Annotated in this window: 18 protein-coding genes; 8 read left to right on the top strand and 10 right to left on the bottom strand. The window is 69.8% G+C overall.

Annotated elements, in window-relative coordinates; genetic code table 11:
* Nucleotides 1-79 precede the first annotated feature (79 nt).
* Together VZQ01_RS10110 and VZQ01_RS10105 are read left to right on the top strand one after the other, a co-directional pair.
* A complete protein-coding gene (locus VZQ01_RS10110; protein WP_223747954.1) occupies nucleotides 80-598 on the top strand; it encodes a DUF3224 domain-containing protein in 519 nt (172 codons plus the stop codon).
* 62 nt (nucleotides 599-660) lie between these two features.
* Nucleotides 661-1,323, top strand: coding sequence for a hypothetical protein (locus VZQ01_RS10105; protein ID WP_223784582.1), 663 nt, complete (start codon nucleotides 661-663; stop codon nucleotides 1,321-1,323).
* A 9-nt stretch (nucleotides 1,324-1,332) separates the two neighbouring features.
* Here VZQ01_RS10105 and VZQ01_RS10100 read toward each other — a convergent pair whose 3' ends face one another.
* From VZQ01_RS10100 to VZQ01_RS10085, 4 genes are all read right to left on the bottom strand, one after another.
* Nucleotides 1,333-2,475, bottom strand: a complete 1,143-nt coding sequence (locus VZQ01_RS10100) for a leucine-rich repeat domain-containing protein (protein ID WP_426747696.1) — start codon at nucleotides 2,473-2,475, stop codon at nucleotides 1,333-1,335.
* 72 nt (nucleotides 2,476-2,547) lie between these two features.
* Nucleotides 2,548-2,787, bottom strand: a complete 240-nt coding sequence (locus VZQ01_RS10095; protein ID WP_223784584.1) for a hypothetical protein — start codon at nucleotides 2,785-2,787, stop codon at nucleotides 2,548-2,550.
* A gap of 139 nt (nucleotides 2,788-2,926) precedes the next feature.
* On the bottom strand, nucleotides 2,927-3,802 hold the full coding sequence (locus tag VZQ01_RS10090; RefSeq protein WP_426747695.1) for an NAD(P)-dependent oxidoreductase: 876 nt from the start codon (nucleotides 3,800-3,802) through the stop codon (nucleotides 2,927-2,929).
* 30 nt (nucleotides 3,803-3,832) lie between these two features.
* Nucleotides 3,833-4,579: an SDR family oxidoreductase gene (locus VZQ01_RS10085; RefSeq protein WP_223784586.1), complete on the bottom strand. Its 747-nt coding sequence runs from the start codon at nucleotides 4,577-4,579 to the stop codon at nucleotides 3,833-3,835.
* 169 nt (nucleotides 4,580-4,748) lie between these two features.
* Between VZQ01_RS10085 and VZQ01_RS10080 the strand changes: the two genes are divergently transcribed.
* The 3 genes from VZQ01_RS10080 to VZQ01_RS10070 all read left to right on the top strand — a co-directional run bounded on the left by VZQ01_RS10080 (nucleotide 4,749) and on the right by VZQ01_RS10070 (nucleotide 6,676).
* Nucleotides 4,749-5,558 (top strand): AraC family transcriptional regulator, encoded by an 810-nt coding sequence (locus tag VZQ01_RS10080; RefSeq protein ID WP_223784587.1) that lies wholly within the window; start codon nucleotides 4,749-4,751, stop codon nucleotides 5,556-5,558.
* A gap of 44 nt (nucleotides 5,559-5,602) precedes the next feature.
* A complete protein-coding gene (locus VZQ01_RS10075) occupies nucleotides 5,603-6,172 on the top strand; it encodes a hypothetical protein (protein ID WP_426747694.1) in 570 nt (189 codons plus the stop codon).
* A 66-nt stretch (nucleotides 6,173-6,238) separates the two neighbouring features.
* The gene (locus VZQ01_RS10070; protein WP_223747961.1) at nucleotides 6,239-6,676 is read left to right on the top strand and encodes a GFA family protein; all 438 of its coding nucleotides are present in this window, start codon (nucleotides 6,239-6,241) and stop codon (nucleotides 6,674-6,676) included.
* Nucleotides 6,677-6,698: 22 nt separating this feature from the next.
* Here the strand turns inward: VZQ01_RS10070 and VZQ01_RS10065 are convergent, their stop codons facing one another.
* Nucleotides 6,699-7,328 (bottom strand): TetR/AcrR family transcriptional regulator, encoded by a 630-nt coding sequence (locus tag VZQ01_RS10065; RefSeq protein ID WP_223747962.1) that lies wholly within the window; start codon nucleotides 7,326-7,328, stop codon nucleotides 6,699-6,701.
* A gap of 199 nt (nucleotides 7,329-7,527) precedes the next feature.
* Here VZQ01_RS10065 and VZQ01_RS10060 point away from each other — a divergent pair, with 199 nt between their 5' ends.
* Nucleotides 7,528-9,369 (top strand): M4 family metallopeptidase, encoded by a 1,842-nt coding sequence (locus VZQ01_RS10060; RefSeq protein WP_426747693.1) that lies wholly within the window; start codon nucleotides 7,528-7,530, stop codon nucleotides 9,367-9,369.
* A 231-nt stretch (nucleotides 9,370-9,600) separates the two neighbouring features.
* Nucleotides 9,601-10,992, top strand: a complete 1,392-nt coding sequence (gene gad, locus VZQ01_RS10055; protein WP_426747692.1) for a glutamate decarboxylase — start codon at nucleotides 9,601-9,603, stop codon at nucleotides 10,990-10,992.
* A gap of 64 nt (nucleotides 10,993-11,056) precedes the next feature.
* Here the strand turns inward: gad and VZQ01_RS10050 are convergent, their stop codons facing one another.
* From VZQ01_RS10050 to VZQ01_RS10030, 5 genes are all read right to left on the bottom strand, one after another.
* Nucleotides 11,057-11,896, bottom strand: coding sequence for an alpha/beta fold hydrolase (locus tag VZQ01_RS10050; RefSeq protein WP_426747691.1), 840 nt, complete (start codon nucleotides 11,894-11,896; stop codon nucleotides 11,057-11,059).
* A 72-nt stretch (nucleotides 11,897-11,968) separates the two neighbouring features.
* Complete coding sequence (locus tag VZQ01_RS10045) at nucleotides 11,969-12,169, bottom strand: hypothetical protein (RefSeq protein ID WP_426747690.1); 201 nt, start codon at nucleotides 12,167-12,169, stop codon at nucleotides 11,969-11,971.
* Between the two features lie 9 nt (nucleotides 12,170-12,178).
* Nucleotides 12,179-13,114, bottom strand: coding sequence for a hypothetical protein (locus VZQ01_RS10040; protein WP_426747689.1), 936 nt, complete (start codon nucleotides 13,112-13,114; stop codon nucleotides 12,179-12,181).
* A 54-nt stretch (nucleotides 13,115-13,168) separates the two neighbouring features.
* The gene (locus tag VZQ01_RS10035; protein WP_426747688.1) at nucleotides 13,169-13,906 is read right to left on the bottom strand and encodes a hypothetical protein; all 738 of its coding nucleotides are present in this window, start codon (nucleotides 13,904-13,906) and stop codon (nucleotides 13,169-13,171) included.
* A gap of 201 nt (nucleotides 13,907-14,107) precedes the next feature.
* A complete protein-coding gene (locus VZQ01_RS10030; protein WP_223747967.1) occupies nucleotides 14,108-15,580 on the bottom strand; it encodes an MDR family MFS transporter in 1,473 nt (490 codons plus the stop codon).
* A gap of 229 nt (nucleotides 15,581-15,809) precedes the next feature.
* Between VZQ01_RS10030 and VZQ01_RS10025 the strand changes: the two genes are divergently transcribed.
* Nucleotides 15,810-16,445, top strand: a complete 636-nt coding sequence (locus VZQ01_RS10025) for an SRPBCC family protein (RefSeq protein ID WP_223747968.1) — start codon at nucleotides 15,810-15,812, stop codon at nucleotides 16,443-16,445.
* Nucleotides 16,446-16,552 lie beyond the last annotated feature (107 nt).

Genomic DNA, 16,552 nt, shown 5'->3' with positions numbered 1-16,552 from the left:
CTGTCGGCGTGTCGCGTTTTTGCAATCCACCCGCCGCGCCGCCACGTATCTGACGGCCCACAACCACGAAGGAGCTCCCATGACGAAGACGGGAACGAATGTGTTGGCGTGGGTGCTCGGCGCCGTGCTCTTCCAGGGCTGCGCGAGCACCCCTGCGGCGGCGACACCCACCCGGACCGGAAGCGAGACGAACATGACGAAGCACGTGAAGGGCATCTTCAACGTCAAGGCGACCCCCCTGGCCCCGGACGCGGGCGCGGCGCAGTCCCCCATCGGCCGGCTGTCCATCGACAAGCGCTACCATGGCGCACTGGAGGGCACGGGCGTGGGTCAGATGCTCGCCACGCTCGACGAGGGCCAGTCCGGTGGCTACGTCGCGCTGGAGCGCGTCACCGGCACCCTCGAGGGACGCAAGGGCAGCTTCACCCTCATGCACTCGGGCTCCATGACGCGCGGAGCATTCAAGGTCGTCGGCTCCGTCGTGCCCGAGTCCGGAACGGACGAACTCCAGGGCATCTCCGGCACGTACGAGATTCAAATCGACGAGAAGGGCGTCCACCTGTACGTGCTCGACTACACCCTCGCGAGCCAGCCCTGAGCAAACGGCCCGAAAGCCCCGAGCGACTTCCGTTCTCGCTCGGTACGGGGTAGAGGCCACGCATGGCGAGCGCGACGTGGCGAGAGGATTTGAAGGCCCTGCTGGACGAGATGGACGCCTGGGCCCAGGCGCGGGGCTGGCGGCTCATCCGGGAGGCACCCCTGACGCGCGAGGAGGTGGACGCGCTGCCCCGCATGCTGACCGGGTTCGAGTACGAGCTTCCGACGCCCTATCGCGAGGAGGCCTTCGTCATCCCGGACAGCTATCGCGAGTTCCTGATGCTGCACCGCGAGGTCCGGCTCGAGTACCAGCCGGATACCGAGGAGTGGGAGACGTATCGCCCGTTCCACGTCTGGGCGCCCACGATGGCCTCCCTCACGGCGGCCTGGACTCCCGCGGGCACCACGGTGGATGGCCGGGAGATCACGACGACGGACCTCATCTCCTTCGCGGATGCGTACATGGGCGTGGAGGCGTCGCGGTGGTGCTTCTACACGCGCACCACACCGAAGGATGGAGAGCTGCCCGTCTACTTCGAGGATAACGACTACGAGGCGCTCGCTGGCCACTACGTGGACGACGGCACGTGGTTGGACGAGAACGACCCGATGATGTTCGGCTTCGAGAGCTTCGAGCACTGGTTCCGCGCGCTGTGCAAGGTGCTGCGTCGCGAGGACGTGGACCCCGAGGACCTCCGGCAGGTGGGCGACTCCATCCAGGAGTGAGTCCCCCCGTCACGGTCGCGGATACATCGAGCACTCGGGACGGGCCTGTCTGAAGGTCTCGAGCTCCCCCGGTGGGACGTCCGTGCGCGACAGGTCCAGGAACTTGAGCGCGGGCAGTTGGCTCAGCCACGCCGGCAGCGCGGTGAGGCGCGTGTTCTTGAGGCTGAGCGAGCGCAGGCGCGGAAGCTGCCCGAGCGCCTCCGGGAGCGTGGCGACCGCGGTGTGGTCCAGGTTGAGTGACTCGAGGTCCTGAAGGCGCCCCAGCTCGGCGGGCAGCGTGGCCAGCTCCGCGTTCCAGGAGCAGTCGAGCTGCTTGAGCTTCGTGAGCTGGCCCAGCACGGAGGGCAGCTCCTTGAGCCCCGCCCCCTTCACCGTCAGGGTCTCCAGCTGGGAGAACTCGGCTACCATGTCCGGCACCACGCCCAGCTTGCGGTGGAGCAGCGAGATGGCGCGGGTGTCACGAGGGAAGGTGTCGAAGAGGGCCGCCGCGCCCGCCTGCCTCGCCTTCGCCGCCACTTCGCCGAGGGACTCCTGGAGCAGCGCGAGCGGGTCCCCCAGCTCGGGCTTCTTCGCCGGCTTCGCGATGGCCTTGCGCAGGGGTTCGAGGGCCTTGCCGAGCCACGCTTCAAAGCTTCCCAGCTCGCGCAGGGGCAGGCTGTCCTCCACCTGGAACACGACGGGGGCGCCGCCCTTCGCACCGAGCCCGAAGGCGAAGCCGTTGACGTCGTTCAGGTCCGCGGAGGCGAACATCACGAAGCGGTACACGTGACGGCCCGCCTCCCGCTCCTCACGCACCTCGGTCCACTGACGGTTCGGCTCGCCCATGCCCTGGGACGCGCTCGCGCGCCAGCGCGGCGGCAGGAACGCCAGGGCCTTCTTGCCCGTGTTGAGCCAGCGATACCCCAGCGCCTCGACGAAGCGCTGGTACGACTCGGGCAGGAGTCCCGTCTCGTCGGGGCCCTGCTCGAACACCCGGCTCATGGGCTCCAGGTCCGCGGGGTACTGGCCCACGGCCTTCTCCCCCAGCACGGCGAGCACCTGCTGCTCCAGCCCGGTCCACGCCGCCTCGGGAGCGACAGGCTCCGGCTTCCCGGCGGAGGCGCGGGGCGTGGACTTGCTCTGGGGGGACGAGGAGGTCTTCTTCTGCGCCATGCAACACCACGGGTTCGAGTCGAGGCGCACCGCGCGCGGGGTGCCCGCGGTGCGCCTCGTGACGAATCCCGTCTAACACTCTTCGGCGAGACACTGCGTCATGCACGTCGTGTTGGTGCCGCACCGCTGACGACAGATGCGGTTGCACAGGCAGGTCGGGTTGTCTTCACACGCCTGCGCGCTCACGTCCGAGCCGGTATCCGCCGGCTGCTCGCTCACGGGTTCTTGAGTCTCCTCGGGCAGCGGTGCGCCACATCCGAACATCAGGCCGAGGGCCGTCACCGTGGCCAGCCACATGCTTGCTCTCTTCATCCTGTCTTCCTGGTGGGACGCGCGGGAGTGCGCACCCGGAGTCTAAAGGCAAGCAGTCCAGGAGCGCGAACGCTGCAGTGAGAGCGTCAAATGACAATCAGCCATGCTCTCTGACGCACCGCTCTATCCTTTGTCACACTCAGCGCAGGAAGCGCGCGAGGACCGAGAAGTCGTCCTGTCCGTGCCCCGCCTTCCGGGCGGTCTGGATGAGTGCATCCATGGCCTTGGGGAGGGCGTGGTGGATGTTCCGCTCCTCGCACAGGTGAAGCAGGTGCTGGAACGCCACGTTGTGCGTGTCGAGCGTGGCGGGGCTCTCGGTGTCCGCGCTGTACCGCTCCTGCTGGATGCGCTGGAGCAGGTCGGCCACGCCGAACTGAATCATGGGCACGACGGAGTCCAGATGCGGGCCGAGCGCGTCGAGCGCAATCCCCTCCGCCAGGCAGATGGCCGCGGCCTGCAGCCCGCTGAACAGCGAGCCCCACATATGGAACAGCATCGCGCTGTCGAGCGCGGACGCGTGGCCCTCGTCCTCGCTCACGTGCTGCGTGTTTCCACCGAGCGCCCTCAGCACGGCCTGGTGCTTGTCGTACAGGGCCCTGGGGCCCGCGTACAGGAGCGTGCAGTGGGGCTGACCGATGAGGTCCGGCGTGGCCATGATGGCGCCGTCCAGGTAGTCGATGCCGTGCTGGCGTGCCCACGTCGCCTGCTCGCGCGCCAGCCTCGGCGAGCCGGACGTGAGCTGCACCAGCACCTTGCCGCGAAGCTCCCGCGTCACCTCGTCCTGGCGCAGCAGCGCGTCGCTGGTGTCGTAGTCGTTCACGTTCACGATGACGACGCTGGCGGCGTGCACCGCGTCCAGCACGGAGTCGGCGATGCGCGCGCCCGCCGTGGCCAGCGGCTCGCACCGCGCCCGGGTGCGATTCCAGACCGTCGTCGTGTATCCGCTCTGGAGGAAGGCCTTGACCAAGGCGGAGCCCATGCGGCCCGCGCCGATGACGCTGATGTGTGGCTTCATGTCGTGTGTCCTTCGAGGTGGAAGTGGAACTCAGAACTGCGACAGGCCGCCGTCGACGGGCAGCTCCGCGCCGGTGGTGAACGTGGCCTCGAGGCCGAGGAACAGCGCCGCCCGGGCCACCTCCTCGGCGTCCGCGATGCGCTTCATGGGCGTCAGGTGCAGGCCCTCCTGCTCGAAGGCCTCCACCTCCTGGGGCGTGGCGCCGGTGACGCCCAGCGTGGGCGTGCGCGTGAAGCCCGGGCTCACCGCGTTCACCCGGATGCCCCGCGCCACCAGCTCCGCGCCGAGCACCCGCACGAACGAGCGGACCGCCGCCTTCGAGCCCGAGTAGACGCTCATGCCCGGCGCGCCCGTCTCGTCCGCCACCGACGTGGTGAAGACGAACGCGCCGCCATCCCGCACGAGGGGTGCCAGCCGCTGCGCCGTGAAGAACGCCCCCTTCGTGTTGATGCCGAAGGTCTCGTCGTACACCGCCTCTGTCACCTGCTCGAAGGGCACCAGCTTCGCGAACCCCGCGTTGACGAGGACGAAGTCCACCGCGCCCAGCGTCTGCTTCACGTGCGTGGCCAGGGCGTCGATGTCCCGCAGGCTCGCCGTGTCGGAGCGCACCACATGGGCACGCGGCCCCAGCTCCTTGCGCGCCGCCTCAAGTCCCTGCTCGCCGCGGCCGGTGAGCAGCACCTCCGCGCCCTCGGCGAGCAGCGCCTTCACCGCGGCGAGCCCGATGCCCGCCGTTCCTCCCGTCACCACCACTTTCTTCCCGGAATACCGTCCCATGTCGTCTCTCCCCTGAGGTCCTGCCTGGATGCATGGCCGCACGCCGAGCGCGTCGGGCGCGGCGGCTTCATCGCGTGTGGGAGAGGAATACCGACGGCCCCCTCGGGGGTCGCGCACGCACGGATGTTTCGGGAGCACGAAAGGACGCCGCCCCCTATATTCAGGGGCCATGAGCGAGCACGCGCGACGACCTCGAGTCGGCCTGGGGGTCGACCTGCGCACGACGCGCGCCGGAGACCGGGTCCACCTGGCGAGCTCGGACCATGTCCTCAACATCCACGCCGGTGAGCCCGTGCGGGTGTCCTGTCTCGCCAGCCAGCACTATTCGGTGCGCACGCGAGGAGAGCTGTTCCTCCTGCCCGCGGGCCACACCGACACCTGGGTGGAGGACGATGACAGCGTGGGCCTGGACCTGCGCCTGCCGCACTCCCTTCTCCAGCGGGCGGCCGAGGACATGGGGTTGGACCCGGACCGCGTGGGCGTGGCGCTGCGGCACCACTTCCGCGACGCGCAGCTGGAGCACATCGCCTGGGCGCTGGAGGCCGAGGCCCGCGCGGACTTCCCCAACGGGCTGCTGTACCGGGAGAGCCTGGGCCTCGCGCTCGCGGCCCGGCTGCTGTCCCACTACCGCGCGGAGGTCGAGGTGCGTGGGGGCCTGTCCGCGGACCAGCTCCAGCGCGTCACGGACTACGTGGAGACGCACCTGGACGAGGACCTCTCGCTCGCGACGCTGGCCCGCGTGGCGGCCGTCAGCGCGTCGCACCTCAAGACGCTCTTCAAGCGCTCCACCGGGCTGCCCGTCCACGAGTACGTGATTCAGCGCCGCGTGGAGCGGGCCCGCACGCTGCTCCTGCGCGGCGAGCTGCCCACGGGACAGGTGGCCCTGGAGGCGGGCTTCTCCCACCAGAGCCACATGGCCCGCTGGATGCGCCGCGTGCTGGGCGTGACGCCGGGTGACATCCTCCGCTCGCGCGCCTGATTCCGCGTTGCCGGTGGGGTCGATGCAGGCGTAGAGCCTTCCTCATGTCCGAGGAGACGCCCGATGTCCGCATGCTCGCCATCTTCGAGGCGAATGGCTTCCACTTCGCCTCCGCCGAGGAGGCCTGGGCCCGCGCCCGGCACCTGTACCCGCTGCTGCCTTCCGTGGTCGCCCGCTTCCCGGAGGAGCGCGCCCACCAGGTCTGCGCGGACTGGTTGAGCCGGGTGGCCGAGCGCATCCAGGACGCGCGGCCGGCGGCGGAGCTGTTCGCCCAGGCTCGCGCGAAGACGCCTCCACGCCAGGCGCACCTCGTCGCCAGCGGGCTGGGAGACCTGCGCAATGCGTGGGTGCTGGGCGGGAAGCCCGCGGCCGCCGCCTTCGCCGATGCCGCCAGCCACCTCGCGGAGGTCTGGGCGGCCAGGACCTCAGGGGAGGAGGACGCGGAGACCGACGCGTGGGCGCGCTCCCAGGAGGCCTCCAAGGCCCTGGTGACGGCCTGGGTGCTGAACCAGGGGCGGGGGGACCAGGACAAGGAGGCCCGGGTCCAGGCCCGCGAGGCGCTGACCGACCTGCTGCGGGAGGCCCGGGCCGCGAAGGCCCTCGAACAAACCTGACATACTCCTGTCACGGGCAGGGTCCATAACTCCCTCATCACAGCGACTCACCGAGGAGAACCCGCCATGAGCCTGACCCCTGCCCAGAAGTCCCCCACCCTGAAGAAGTACGTCGGCGGCTGTCACTGCGGCGCCGTGCGCTTCGAGGCCGAGGTGGACCTCGCCGAGGCGGTGAACCGCTGCAACTGCACCGTCTGCACGAAGATGGGCGGCACGACGACGCAGGTGGCCCCCAGCTCGTTCCGCGTCCTCCAGGGCGAGGGCGAGACGGGCGAGTACCGCGTGGGCAAGAGCCCCAACTACCGGCGCTTCTGCAAGCACTGCGGCGTCCAGGCCTACGGCGGTGGCTTCGTCGAGGAACTGGGCGGGGACTTCCGCTCCATCAACGTGGGCTGCCTGGACGGCGTGGACCTCTCCAAGCTCACGGTCCAGTACTGGGACGGCCGTCACGACAACTGGGAGGCGGGCCCGCGCTCCGAGCCGTGGCCCCTGCGCGCCGCCTGAGGCGCCTCGAGCGGGCCCGTCCTCAGCGGCGGGCCAGCGTGGCTTCCAGGCCGAGCAGCACGACGTCCAGGCCGCGGCGGAACTCCTCGTCAGGGGGGAGCCGCCGCGCGTCCCCGGCCGTCTGACGCAATAGGGGATGGCGGCCGGCGTCCAGCTGTGTGAGGGCGGCGGTGCCCTCTCCGGACAGGGCGCCCAGGTGCATGAGCTGGACGGAGCCGAAGACGTGGCTCACCAGCGTGCGCAGGGCGACGAGCCGCGCCAGGCCCTCGAAGCCGCCCTCCGTCAGGAGCGCGAGCAGCGCCTCGGCCCACGCCAGCGTGCCCTCGGTGCAGTGGCGCCGGGTGAGCACCAGCGGCGCGACGCAAGGGTGGCGCGCCACCGCCCCTCGCACCTGTCCCAGCAGCGTCTTCACCCGCTCGGTCCAGGGCGTGTCCCCGCCCGGGCCGGGCAGGCGCACGTCCCGCATCACCGCGTCGACGACCAGCGACTCCAGCGCCTCCCGCCCCTCCACGTAGCGGTACAGGGACATGGTCCCCATGCCGAGCGCGCTCGCCACCGAGCGCATGGACAGCGCGGCCAGCCCCTCCCGCTCGATGACGGTGAGGGCGGCGTCGGCGATGCCGGGCAGGGTGAGCGAGCGGGGACGTGGCATGGGCGCGGGGCTGGCGTACAGCGTACGCCCAGGGTGGGGCCGTTACGACTCATCTCGAGCGGAGGCCGGGGCCTCCATGATTCCGGCAGGTTGCCTGCTCCGACAGGGCGTGTGTGCTTTTTCCTCCTATCGCGACACAACCTCGGGTGCCCAGAGTCCGAGAATCTTCACGAACCTGTCACCTCTGGGCCCCCCCACCATGAAGATTCGCGCCGACCTCCCGAAGCTTCCCGTCACGCGTTCCACGGACACCCGGCCCGCGACTGCGCCCGAGGTGAAGAACAAGGCCCTGGGCTTCACCGAGGGCTCCACCTTCGAGGCGGCGACGAAGCCCGCGCAGCCGAAGTCGGCCACGCCGCTGACGGCGCCGACGGTGAAGTCCGGCCCGGTGGCCCTGGACAGCACCGCCAGCAAGGCGGCCATCCAGACGACGGTGGACTTCCTGCAGAAGCAGGCGGCGCCCACGGTGTCGCAGCTGCTGGCCGGCAAGCAGGGCGTCAACGCCGCGGACTTCGCGCCGCGCGCGGTGGAGAAGGACGACCTGGGCTTCACGCACGTGCGCATGGACCGCAAGCACGAGGGGGTGCCCGTCTTCGGCGAGCAGGTGGTGGGTCACCTGGACCGCGAGGGCAAGCTGGAGAGCCTGACGGGTGACGTGGGCACCATCCCCGCGGGCCTGGGCAAGAAGGAGACGAAGCTGTCCGCCGAGGACGCGCTGGCCGTGGCCCAGAAGGAGTTCAACGGCCCCACGGACCGCAAGCCCGTCTCCGAGCGCGTCATCTTCAAGGACGCCAACGGCGAGTACAAGGCCGCGTACCACGTGGAGCTGAGCAACACGACGGACGTGGGCCCGGGCAAGGACCCGCGCCGCATGCAGTACCTGGTCGACGCGAACACCGGCAAGGTGCTGGAGCAGTACAACCAGATGGGCGGCGTGGGCAGCCACGCGCACGGCGCGGACCACGCGGGCCACTCGCACGGGGTGAAGCCCTCGCTGACGGCCGAGACGCCGACGACCGAGGAGCCCGGCACGCCCACACCCTCGAGCAAGGCGGACGACACCACCCAGTACAGCGGCAAGGTGGAGATCGGCAGCACGAAGAACGCGGACGGCACGTACTCGCTCGAGGACACCTCGCGCGGCGGCGGCGTGGTGACGCGCGACGCGCTCAACCGCGACCCGAACACCGACAACACCACGCACGCGGCCGTCACCGACGACAACGACATCTGGGGCGAGGGCACCGACTCCGCGCGCAACAAGGACGCGGTGGACGCGCAGTACGGCGCCCAGGCCACGTACGACTTCTACAAGGACGTGCTCGGCCGCGACTCCATCGACGGCAAGGGCGAGAAGCTCATCTCCGACGTGCACGTGGGCAAGGACTTCGCCAACGCCTTCTGGGACGGCGAGAAGATGAACTACGGCGACGGTGACGGCGACCAGTTCGGCTCGCTCACCACGCTGGACATCGCGGGCCACGAAATCACCCACGGCCTCACCGAGCGCACCGCGGGCCTGCAGTACCGCAACGAGTCGGGCGCCCTCAACGAGTCGATGAGCGACATCATGGGCGTGGGCGTGGAGTGGTACGCCAGCCAGCGCAACGACGCGGTGAAGTTCGACTGGACGGTGGGCGAGGACACGTTCACGCCCAACAACGGCGACGACACCGACGGCCTGCGTGATTTGAGCAACCCCTCCAGCGACGGCATGTCGCCGGACCACTACTCGAAGCGCTACACCGGCTGGCAGGACAACGGCGGCGTGCACATCAACTCGGGCATCCCGAACAACGCCTTCTACCTGCTGTCCGAGGGTGGCAAGAACCGCACCTCCGGCGTGGAGGTGAAGGACGGCATCGGCATCGAGAAGGGCCTGAAGATCTACTCCCGCGCGCTGAACTTCTACATGACGCCGACCACCAACTTCGCCCAGGCGAAGGAGGCCACGTACAAGGCGGCGCAGGACCTCTACGGCAAGGACTCCGTGGAGGCCCAGAAGGTGCTGGAGAGCTGGGGCGCGGTCGGCGTGAAGTAGTCGCGGTCCCTTCTGCTTCATCCCCGCCGCGCTCGAGTCACCCGGCTCGCGCGGCGGGGCGCATTGCCGGGCCTCCCCGTGCGTCGTCGGCGCCGCGTGCACCTGACAACCGGGGGCTCCCGGGTGGAGCGGACGGCTGCCCGCCGGCTCGTCCCTCTCCGGGGAACGAGGCTCCCACCTGAGGGCAACACCATCTCCTCTTCCAGAGCGCCTTCACCGCCTGGAGAGCACATGCCCCTGCATGGAAAAGACGAAGTCCGGGACCGCCTCAACGATGACGTCTACGCCTCGCCGGATTTGTCCGTGCCGATGCCGAAGTACCGCATCCCCGAGGACGAGCACAGCCCGGACCATGCCTACGCCGTGGTGCACGACGAGCTGCTGCTGGACGGCAACTCGCGGCAGAACCTGGCCACCTTCTGTCAGACCTGGTCCGAGCCCCAGGTGCACAAGCTGATGGACGAGTGCCTCGACAAGAACATGATCGACAAGGACGAGTATCCGCAGACCGCCGAAATCGAGACGCGCTGCGTGAACATGCTCGCCGACCTCTGGCACGCGCCCCACGCGTCCAGCACGATGGGCTGCTCCACCACGGGCTCCAGCGAGGCGGCCATGCTGGGGGGCCTGGCGCTCAAGTGGCGCTGGCGCAAGCGGCGCGAGGCCGAGGGCAAGCCCACCGACAAGCCGAACCTCATCTGCGGCCCGGTGCAGATCTGCTGGCACAAGTTCGCGCGCTACTTCGACGTGGAGCTGCGCCAGGTGCCGCTCGCGCCCGGGCGCATGGTGATGACGCCCGAGGAGGTGCTCAAGCACTGCGACGAGAACACCATCGGCGTCGTGCCCACGCTGGGCATCACCTTCAACCTGCTCTACGAGCCGGTGGCGGACATCGCCGCGGCGCTGGACGCGCTGGAGGTGCGCACGGGGCTGGACATCCCCATCCACGTGGACGCGGCCAGCGGCGGCTTCCTGGCGCCCTTCATCCACCCGGACGTCGTCTGGGACTTCAAGCTGCCGCGCGTGAAGTCCATCAACGCCTCCGGCCACAAGTTCGGCCTCACGCCGCTGGGCTGCGGCTGGGTGGTGTGGCGCGACAAGGAGGACCTGCCCGAGGAGCTCATCTTCCGCGTGGACTACCTGGGCGGCGACATGCCGACCTTCGCGCTGAACTTCTCGCGGCCGGGCGGCCAGATTGTCATCCAGTACTACAACTTCCTGCGGCTCGGGCGGGAGGGCTACCGGCGGTTGCAGCAGGCGTGCTCGGACACCGCGAACTACATCGCGAAGGCCATCGAGCAGATCGGCCTGTTCGACATCGTCTACGACGGCCGGGGCGGTGTGCCGGGCGTGTGCTGGAAGCTGAAGGAGGGGACGGACCCGGGTTTCACCCTCTACGACCTGGCGGACCGCCTGCGTGAGCGGGGCTGGTTGGTGCCCGCCTATCCCATGCCCGCGAACATCCAGGACCTGGTGGTGCAGCGCGTGCTGGTGCGCCACGGCGTGAGCCGGGACCTGGCGACGCTGCTGGTGACGGACCTGCTCGCGTGCATCGAGCACTTCCGCCGGCATCCGGTCAGCGCGCCGATGACGCGGGAAGAGGCCTCCGGCTACCACCACTGAGGTGGCGCTGTCGGGGAGGATGCGGGAGCGCGTCGGGTGCGGACGCGCTCCCGTTTCTTCCGCGTCAGCGCTCGTCGTGGCGCTGGAGGAAGTCCACCAGGCTGTCCACGTAGCGCGAGTCGATGAGCGTCGTCAGGTGCGTGCGGCCGGGGATGATGACGTTCTCGAACCCCGCGAGCTCGCGCTCCATGCGCACCGTCTTGGAGTAGGGCGCGTCGAACTCGCCGTTCACCGCCTGCACCGGCACGCGCAGGGAGGGCAGGTCGATGGAGGGCGGCCACCAGGCGGTCCACGCCTCGGTGATGGCGGCGACGAAGCGCGGGTCCGGCGGCGGCTCTCCGGCGATTGCGTCGAGGATGCGCTGCTCGTCGGGGTCCGTGCCCTTCGGATCCCGGGCCTCGGCTTCCGCGCGGATGACCGGGTCCAGCTCCTCCACGCCCGCTCCGCCCAGGCTCGCGCTGATGACCCGCTCGGGTGCGCGGGTCATCAACACGCGCGTCAGCGCCGCGCCCATGGAGTAGCCCACGAGGTGGGCCCGCTCGATTCCAAGGGTGTCCATCAGCTCGAGGACATCCCGCACCATGGGCTCGCCGTAGGCGGCGGCCGTGTAGGGGACGTCGCTCTGCCCATGGCCTCGCTGGTCCAGGAGGATGAGGCGGTGGCCCTGCTTCGCCAGCGCTCCGGCGATGCCCGGGGCCACCCAGGACGGATGCGCGCTGCCCAGCAGCCCGTGGAGCATGACCACGGGCGAGCCGCGCCCCTCGACCTCCAGGTAGTGCAGCTTCAGCCCGTCCCGGTTGGTGAACCAGCGGTCCTTCGGCTCCGACGCGGGCTCGGGGTCATCCGAGCAGCCCACCAGCGCGAGGAGGGCGAGGGGCAACAGGGCCACGTACGACTTGAGCATGCGGTGTGTCTCCCGGAGAGATGCCGTGGTCTCCGGGAAACACCGCGTACTTGCGAAGCTGTTACTGCTGTCTCACCGAAACGCGATGGGCTCGAACTGCTTCCCGTCGCGCGAGGACGTCAGGTGGTGGGGACCACCGTCCACCGCCTGTCCCCGGCGACGACGAGCCGGGGGCGGCGTGCCCGCGAGCGCCGCCACCTTCCCGTCGGAGGTGACGTGCACGTCCGCGAACACCGGGGCCGTCGCGTACACGTCCGGCGCGGCCTGCTTCACGGCCCGGGACTACTTCGCGGCCTTGGACTTCTTCGTGGTGGGCGCCTTGCCCTTGGCGTCCGGCTTCTCGCCCGACAGCGCTTCCAGCTCGCGCACCAGCGGCTTGTCACCCAGCTTCTTCGCGCGCTCGAGGAGCGACTTGCCGCCGACCTTGAAGTCCAGGTTGGCGCCGAGCGCGCGCAGCGCGAGCAGTCGACCCACGCGGCAGGGCGAGGTGACGGGGCCCTTCAGCTCGGCGGACACATCCCAGTCCCCGACGTGGAGCATCCCCTGCGCGAGGTCCTTCGCGCGCTGGCCCTTGGCCGCCCGCGGCTTGCGAGCGCGCAGCCATTCGAGGAAGCCCTCGTCCGCGAACGCGCCCTCCAGTCCCCGAAACGCGGAGGCATGGTCATCCGGATGGAAGGGCGAGGGACGGGGATGCTCGGCCACCCAGTCCAGCAGGACCTGATAGGCGTCAGGCTTGCCCTTGCGCGCGCGGTGGATGGCCTTCCAGGCCATCACACCGCGCTCGGCCCGTCGCTGCTCGGGGCGGTCCGCATCCAGCGACTGGCTCTCGGCCAGCAACTGCTCCGCCTGCTTCAGCCGCGCGGGTGTGGGGTCCGTGCGAAGGATGTTCTCCGCGTGCTGTGCCAGCGCGAGCGCGCGAGCCCGGTGCGCCACCGTGTCGCCGCCATCCGCCTTCACCTTCTTCGTCAGCTCCAGGATGCGTCCACGCACCGCGCGCTGCGGCTCCTGGAGCCTGCTCTGCCACTCACCAGGGGAGTGGTCCCGGTCGTGCTCATAGGCCCGGTTCAGCGCGTGCAGGGCCTGCAGGTGGTCCGGTTGCGCGGTGAGGACCTCCTGGAGCAGCGCCTTCGCCTTGGCGAAGCTCTTCGGATACTGGTCCAGGAGCTTGTCGGCGCGGGCGAAGAGCGAGTCGAGGTCGGCGGGCGCAATCTTGGGCATGGGCGCGCAGAGACTGCCCGCAGCGGCCGCCGCGAAGCAATCGCCGAAGCGTCCTCAGGTCGCCGCCGGGCTCGCGGCTCGCAGGCCCGGGAGCTCGGCGGTCCGTCGACCTCGCGGCGTGGCGCGGTACAGGGCGTCGACGAACTCCGAGAAGGCCGCATGGCTGGCATCCACCATGGACAACAGGGGCGCACGCTCGCGGGGTGTGAGGCGGGCCTCGAGCAGGCCCGAGTGGTCCACGTCGAAGCCCACCGCATGGCCCGTCTCATGGGACAGATGGAGGCTGCCTGCGAACTCCAGGCGCAGGCCCTCGGCCTCCTCCAGCTCCTTCGCCACGGGCGTCAGCGCGCGGAACATCACGTTGCCGGTCTCCTCCATCACCTCGATGAGCACCCACCGCTGGAGCGCGCTGGTGCCGCGGATGCAGCCGGCCAGGGTGTACGTCAGCCGGCGCGCGGGCGCGGTGTCGTCGGACCAGAGCTGTCGAAGGTGGTGCGTCAGCGTCCGCGGGCCGTTGAGCTCCAGCGCCTCCAGGTCGTTGAGGAACCAGGGCCAGTGGTTCTCGTCCTCGCGCGTATGGAGATTGACCGCCTCCTCCAGTGCGTCCCGGGGCTCCGGGAAGCTCAGCACGTAGCGATTGAGGTCCCCGAAGCTCATGATGAAGTGGGACATGAGCGGCAGGAAGCTCAGCCGCTCCCGAGGGGGAATGGAGGTGTCTCGCAGGAAGGCGAACAGCGGCCGCCGCGAGAACTCCAGCTTCTGATGGGCAATCCTTTCCAACACCTGGTGCATGGGAAGCTCCTCGAGCGACGGCGCGGGCCCGGAGGCCATGGGCCCGGAGTGCGATGGAGATGTCTTTCCATGGAAGAACTAGGGAGCGTCGCCGGACCTGACAAGTGTTTGTCTTTGCGGCGCCCGCGCGCACGGGCCCGCAGGCCCCGCCCGCACGGGCGAGGCCTCCGAGGTGTGCGGGGCCCGCAGGTCCGAGCCGGCTCAGTGCGGCGCGGCGGCGCTGTCGCTGGGGACGGGCGCGTTCGTGTTCCGGCTCACGCGGGGGAAGAACAGCCCCGACACGAAGGCCGCGACCGAGAAGGCGCAGATGAGCCAGAAGTTGATGTTCAACCCCGCGGTGAGCGCCCCGCTCAGCGACTTGAGCATCGCCTCCGGGATGGCCGCGTGCCCCCGCTCGGGCCCCAGCAGCGCGTTGGCGGCCGACAGCGGCACCGACGGGTCCTTCATCAACTGCGACACCATCACCCCGCCCATCAACCCCACGCCCAGCACGCCGCCGATGGTGCGGAAGAACATGTTGCTCGCCGTGGCCACGCCCCGCAGCTCCCAGCCCACGCTGGTCTGCACCGCGATGAGCAGCGCGGTGGACGCGAAGCCCAGCCCCACCCCGAACAGCGCCATGGCCACCTGGAGCGCGATGAGCGACGCGCCCTGGACGAGCAGCAGCGTCATCAGCACCGTGCCCACCATCGTCAGCCCCAGCCCGCCGACGATGAGCGGCCGGAAGCCCGTGCGCAGAAGCAGCTTGCCCGCGAACACCGAGGCCAGCGGCCAGCCGACAATCATCGGAGTAATCATCCCGCCCGCCACCGTGGGCGAGCTGCCCAGCACCGCCTGCACGTACAGCGGCACGTACGTGGTGGCCCCGAACATCGCCGCGGAGAACAGCGCCCCGGCCACCGAGGAGATGGCGATGGCGGGCGACTGGAAGATGCTCATCGGGATGACCGGCGCGGGCGCACGGCGCTCCACCGCGACGAACGCCCACAACAGCCCCAGCGCCACCGGCAGCGCCCACAGGTTCATCCCCAGGCCCTGCACCCCGACGAGCAGCGCCACCACGCCCGCGCACAAGAGCGCCGCGCCCGCGTAGTCCAACTGCTGCGGCTTTCGCTCCACCTGCTCGTGGAAGAACGCCACCACCAGCGCGAACGTCAGCACGCCCACCGGCACGTTGATGAAGAAGATCCAATGCCAGCTCAGGTACTTCACGATGAGCCCGCCCGTGACAGGCCCCACCAGCCCCGCCACGCCCCACACCGCGCTGAACGCGCCCTGCACCCGCGCGCGCTCCTGCATCGTGTACAAATCCCCGATGATGGTCAGCGCCACCGGCTGGATGGCGCCCGCCCCCAGGCCCTGCAACGTCCGGAAGGCGATGAGCAGCCCCATCGACGTCGCCAGCCCGCTGGCGATGGAGCCCACCAGGAACAGGCCGATTCCGAACAGCAGCACCGGCTTGCGACCGTACAGGTCCGCCAGCTTCCCGTAGATGGGGACGGTGATGGTGGACGCCAGCATGTACGCGGTGAAGACCCACGCGTAGCGCTGGATGCCACCCAGCTCGCCCACCACCGTGGGCATCGCGGTGGAGACGACGGTGACCTCCAGCGCCGCCATGAAGAGGCTCGTCGCGAGCGCCAGGGTCGTCAGGGGACGGTGAGTCTTTCGCATGATGTCGGGCGGGGTGGGGTCGCCCACTTCTAATGGCCACCTCCCACAGACGCCAGCGCCAATCTTTTCGGGTACTTGGAAAACCAGGGAAAAGCCCGGAGAGCATGTCGATCCGAGCCTTGCTCGTTCGTCGCGAAAAAAGAGTGGCGAGTGGCGCGCTCGGTCCATGGCCCGGGGGGGCCTTCAGGAGAGGTCGGACCGAGCGCGCGCCACTCCTTCGAGGAGCTTTATGAAGAAGACACCCGGAGTCCTGTTGGCGGTCATCGTCCTGGGCTTGTTCGTGGCCATCAGTCGCAGGCCGGACACCTTCCGCGTCGAGCGCACGGCCCACATCCAGGCTCCCGCCGAGCTCGTCTTCACGCTGGTCAACGACTTCCGCTCCTGGGAGCAGTGGTCGCCGTGGTGGAAGCTGGAGCCCACGCAGCAGGTCTCCCTGACGGGCGCTGCCTGGGGCGTGGGGGCCGTCTACGAGTGGCGGGGCCAGCGCACCGGCTCCGGGCGGATGGAAATCGTGGAGAGCCGCCCGTACGAATACGTCCGCATCCGGGTCGACTTCCTGGAGCCCATGCGCGCCACCAACACCACCGAGTACACGCTGACGCCCGCGCCGGGCGGAGTGGCGCTCACCTGGGTGATGGCCGGTGAGAACACCTTCGCGGGCAAGGCGCTCCAGCTCTTCTCCAGCATGGACGAGGTGATGGGGCGCGACTTCGAGCGGGGCCTGGCCGACATCAAGCTCGTGGCCGAGTCCCTCCGGGGCGCCGCGAGGCCCTCCGTGGGCGACGCGGGCTTCCGCGGCGACAGCGACTCGCGGGACGCCGCGCTCGACGTCGTCGTCACCCGGCAGCGTCAGGACCACGAATAACGTGTATTTGTTATCAGGCGGAGACGGCTCCGAGGACGGCCGCGGCGCCGTGACACATGGGACACGCAACCTTGGGGGCTCCTGGCCGATACTGAATCTGGATTCCT

Origin of the sequence: Myxococcus faecalis (assembly GCF_050039385.1) — a bacterium.
Taxonomy (GTDB): domain Bacteria; phylum Myxococcota; class Myxococcia; order Myxococcales; family Myxococcaceae; genus Myxococcus; species Myxococcus fulvus.
This window is presented reverse-complemented; position numbering and strand designations above follow the sequence as displayed.

Excerpts from the sequence above, each read along its gene's own strand:
- VZQ01_RS10110 (WP_223747954.1), top strand. The coding sequence starts at position 80 with ATGACGAAGACGGGAACGAATGTGTTGGCGTGGGTGCTCGGCGCCGTG.
- VZQ01_RS10105 (WP_223784582.1), top strand. The coding sequence starts at position 661 with ATGGCGAGCGCGACGTGGCGAGAGGATTTGAAGGCCCTGCTGGACGAG.
- VZQ01_RS10100 (WP_426747696.1), bottom strand. The coding sequence starts at position 2,475 with ATGGCGCAGAAGAAGACCTCCTCGTCCCCCCAGAGCAAGTCCACGCCC.
- VZQ01_RS10095 (WP_223784584.1), bottom strand. The coding sequence starts at position 2,787 with ATGAAGAGAGCAAGCATGTGGCTGGCCACGGTGACGGCCCTCGGCCTG.
- VZQ01_RS10090 (WP_426747695.1), bottom strand. The coding sequence starts at position 3,802 with ATGAAGCCACACATCAGCGTCATCGGCGCGGGCCGCATGGGCTCCGCC.
- VZQ01_RS10085 (WP_223784586.1), bottom strand. The coding sequence starts at position 4,579 with ATGGGACGGTATTCCGGGAAGAAAGTGGTGGTGACGGGAGGAACGGCG.
- VZQ01_RS10080 (WP_223784587.1), top strand. The coding sequence starts at position 4,749 with ATGAGCGAGCACGCGCGACGACCTCGAGTCGGCCTGGGGGTCGACCTG.
- VZQ01_RS10075 (WP_426747694.1), top strand. The coding sequence starts at position 5,603 with ATGTCCGAGGAGACGCCCGATGTCCGCATGCTCGCCATCTTCGAGGCG.
- VZQ01_RS10070 (WP_223747961.1), top strand. The coding sequence starts at position 6,239 with ATGAGCCTGACCCCTGCCCAGAAGTCCCCCACCCTGAAGAAGTACGTC.
- VZQ01_RS10065 (WP_223747962.1), bottom strand. The coding sequence starts at position 7,328 with ATGCCACGTCCCCGCTCGCTCACCCTGCCCGGCATCGCCGACGCCGCC.
- VZQ01_RS10060 (WP_426747693.1), top strand. The coding sequence starts at position 7,528 with ATGAAGATTCGCGCCGACCTCCCGAAGCTTCCCGTCACGCGTTCCACG.
- gad (WP_426747692.1), top strand. The coding sequence starts at position 9,601 with ATGCCCCTGCATGGAAAAGACGAAGTCCGGGACCGCCTCAACGATGAC.
- VZQ01_RS10050 (WP_426747691.1), bottom strand. The coding sequence starts at position 11,896 with ATGCTCAAGTCGTACGTGGCCCTGTTGCCCCTCGCCCTCCTCGCGCTG.
- VZQ01_RS10040 (WP_426747689.1), bottom strand. The coding sequence starts at position 13,114 with ATGCCCAAGATTGCGCCCGCCGACCTCGACTCGCTCTTCGCCCGCGCC.
- VZQ01_RS10035 (WP_426747688.1), bottom strand. The coding sequence starts at position 13,906 with ATGCACCAGGTGTTGGAAAGGATTGCCCATCAGAAGCTGGAGTTCTCG.
- VZQ01_RS10030 (WP_223747967.1), bottom strand. The coding sequence starts at position 15,580 with ATGCGAAAGACTCACCGTCCCCTGACGACCCTGGCGCTCGCGACGAGC.
- VZQ01_RS10025 (WP_223747968.1), top strand. The coding sequence starts at position 15,810 with ATGAAGAAGACACCCGGAGTCCTGTTGGCGGTCATCGTCCTGGGCTTG.